Source organism: Halomonas sp. 707D4, assembly GCF_024158685.1.
Classification (GTDB): Bacteria; Pseudomonadota; Gammaproteobacteria; order Pseudomonadales; family Halomonadaceae; genus Vreelandella.
Genome location: NZ_JAMZBD010000389.1, coordinates 1 through 2,938, shown reverse-complemented (window position 1 = coordinate 2,938; position 2,938 = coordinate 1). Strand labels below are relative to the sequence as shown.

3 protein-coding genes are annotated in these 2,938 nt (G+C 68.6%); all 3 read right to left on the bottom strand.

Features of this window, described 5'->3' with window-relative positions:
- A partial coding sequence (locus BIS11_RS14095; RefSeq protein WP_253586353.1) for a 2-dehydro-3-deoxygalactonokinase occupies positions 1 to 777 on the bottom strand: 777 nt, incomplete at its 3' end.
- Between the two features lie 22 nt (positions 778 to 799).
- Positions 800 to 1,948, bottom strand: a complete 1,149-nt coding sequence (dgoD, locus tag BIS11_RS14090; protein ID WP_253422502.1) for a galactonate dehydratase — start codon at positions 1,946 to 1,948, stop codon at positions 800 to 802.
- Positions 1,949 to 1,979: 31 nt separating this feature from the next.
- Positions 1,980 to 2,696 carry a FadR/GntR family transcriptional regulator gene (locus BIS11_RS14085; protein ID WP_253586352.1) on the bottom strand — a complete coding sequence of 239 codons (717 nt, stop codon included), beginning with the start codon at positions 2,694 to 2,696 and terminating at the stop codon, positions 1,980 to 1,982.
- Positions 2,697 to 2,938: the final 242 nt, after the last annotated feature.

Here is a 2,938-nt window from a genome sequence, read left to right as displayed (position 1 = left end):
CTCCTGGCCGATGACGAGCCCCGAGAGCCGTGCGCCGAGCAACTGCCCGCGCCGCTCGCCGCCGGGCAGCGTGGTGTCGAGCAGGTCTCGGGCACGCAGGGTGAACAGCGCGTTGGTGAAGCGCCCGGGATGGTCGACGCTTTCGCGCACCGCCTGGCGAAAGGCGTCGCGGCAGGCGTCATCGTCCAGGTCCGGCGCAACTGAATGACGTAGCACCGAGTGGCCGGCCAGCAGCTCATAAAGCTCGCCGGTGAGGTACGTGGCGAAGCGGGTGAGGGCACCCTCGTCCAGGCGCGCCCATTTCGAATGGGTGCCGGGCAGGCAGGCAAGGCCGCTGAAGCCGGGGGAGGTGGCGAGCAGCCCGGCGAGCTGGGTCTCCTCGCCGCGCATCACGTCGAAGGCGCCGTCGAGGCCGCGCTGGCTCGCGCCGGGCAGGATCACGACCTCGAGCCGCTGATCCTGCAAACGGGGACGAACCGCCGCCTGGCTCAGCCGGTCAAGCGCGGCGGGAAGCGCCAGGTAGGCCGCCTCCTGCCAGCCCTGGCGGGCGCCAGCCATGCCGCAGACCACCACGCGCACCGTTTGATCGGGCAGCCAGTCGTTCACCAGGCGCAGAAGCTCCGCCTCGTACTCGGCGGGGGAAAGGGCCAGCATGCCTTTCTCGCTGCGGGCGCGATCGATCACCCGGTCGGCGGCGTCCATCGCCCATACCCGCAGGTTGGAGGAGCCCCAGTCCGCGGCGATCCAGGCCAGTCGCTCGTGGGTAGCGGTCGTCATGCAACGTCTCCCGTTGAGGTGATCACCATTCGGCGATGGAGCCATCCTCGTGGCTCCACACCGGGTTGCGCCAGCGGTGGCCGGTCTTGGCACGCTCCTCGACGAACTGCTCGTCGATCTCCACCCCGAGCCCGGGGCCCTGAGGGATGGCGCAGAAGCCGTCCTTGATCGAAAGCGCGGTCTTGTCCACCAGGTAGTCGAGCACGTCGTTGCCCTGGTTGTAGTGGATGCCCATGCTCTGCTCCTGGATGAAGGCGTTGTGGCTCACCGCGTCGAGCTGCAGCGAAGCGGCCAGCGTCAGCGGGCCGAGCGGGCAGTGAGGCGCCAGCGCCACATCATAGGCCGAGGCGAGCGCGGCGATCTTGAGCCCTTCGCTGATGCCGCCGCAGTGGGAGAGATCCGGCTGGACGATATCGATCATGCCGTCCTGCAAAAGGTCGCGAAACTCGAAGCGGGTATGCAGACGCTCGCCGGTGGCCAGCGGATAGCCAAGCCCGCCGGCGATCTCCTTCAGGCACGGCAGATGCTCCGGGGCCACCGGTTCCTCGACGAACATCGGGTGATAGGGCTCGAGCTCGCGCAGAAGCGCCTTGGCCATCGGCCGGTGCACGCGGCCGTGAAAGTCGATGCCGATGCCGACGTCCGGCCCCACCGCTTCGCGCGCCTCGCGCACCCGCGCCACCGCTTCATCGATCTTCTTGTGCGAGTCGACGATCTGCATCTCCGGGGTACCGTTCATCTTGAAGGCGGTGAAGCCCTTGTCGACCAGCGCCCTGGCCCCGGCGCCGACGTCGCTGGGCCGGTCGCCGCCGGTCCAGGCGTACATGCGCATCCTGTCGCGCACCGCACCGCCCAGAAGCTGATGCACCGGCACGCCCAGGTCGCGCCCCTTCAGGTCCCACAGCGCCTGGTCGATGCCGGCGATCGCGCTCATCAGAATCGGCCCGCCGCGGTAGAAGCCGGCGCGGTAGAGCGTGTTCCACAGATGCTCGATACGGTGCGGGTCCTGGCCGATCAGGTAGTCGGCAAGCTCGTGCACGGCGGCTTCCACCGTGGCGGCGCGGCCTTCGATGACCGGCTCGCCCCAGCCGTAGCAGCCTTCGTCGGTCTCGATCTTGAGAAACAGCCAGCGTGGCGGTACCTGCCAGGTCTTGAGGCGCGTGATCTTCATGGAAACTCCTGTGGTCGTGGGAAGATGGGCGTCATTCGAAAGCGATCTCGAGATCCCGGGCGGTGCGCAGCAGCACCTCGCGGGCGGCGTGGGAGGCCGCCTGTTCGTCGCCTTCGATGATCGCATCCATCAGGCGGCGATGGCGCGCGAGGCTGTCGGCCAGGGTGTCGAGCCGGCGCTGGGAGTCCTGCACCAAGGCCATGATGCAAGGGCGCAGCAGATGGCCCACCTGGCGCCACACCAGGTTGTCGCTCGCTTGATAGATGGCGTCGTGAAAGCGCACGTCGAACTCGGCGTGGCGCTGGCGGTCCTGTTCGGCGCTTTCAGCCATGCCGTCGTAGGCTTCGCGCAGGCGCTCGAGATCTTGGGGGTCCGCCATGCGCGCGGCGAGCGCTGCCACGGCGGGCTCGGCGGAGAAGCGAAAGGCGTAGATGGCGCGAATCAGCTCAGGATCGAGCCGAGTGAGGCCCGTCATCCACTCGCTGATGGTCGGGTCGAGCAAATGCCACTCGCCGAGCGCGCGTACCACGGTGCCGCGCCCGGCGGTGCGCTCGAGAAGCCCGGCAGCGGTCAGGCGGGCCAGGGCATTGCGGACCTGGTTGCGGCTGACGGCGAAGTGTCGGGCCAGATCCAGCTCCTTGGGAAACACTTCGCCGGGGCGCCAGCGCCCGCTCAACAGTGCCCGGGCGAGCAGGCGGGCGAGTTCGTCGGCGCCGCCGCTATGGGCAGGCAGGGCATCGAGGGACATGCAGGCTCCTGAACAAGGCCGCAGGCGGCAAATGCAAGGAGTCTAGTAAATGTCTGACATTATCACAACGCGACCAACGTCTAGCGTTTCAGGCGAGGGCGTCGATGTCTTCGCGGGTGGGCAGGGCGGCGTAGGCGCCGGGGCGAGTGACGGCGAAAGCGCCGCAGCGGCAGGCGATCTCGACCGCCTCGATCAGCGCCTCGGGGTCGTCCAGCGCTTCGAGCGGTCGCTCGTGCGCGGCG

Bases quoted from the DNA above. Each gene is read 5' to 3' on its own strand.
- dgoD (WP_253422502.1), bottom strand. From the start codon at position 1,948: ATGAAGATCACGCGCCTCAAGACCTGGCAGGTACCGCCACGCTGGCTG.
- BIS11_RS14085 (WP_253586352.1), bottom strand. From the start codon at position 2,696: ATGTCCCTCGATGCCCTGCCTGCCCATAGCGGCGGCGCCGACGAACTC.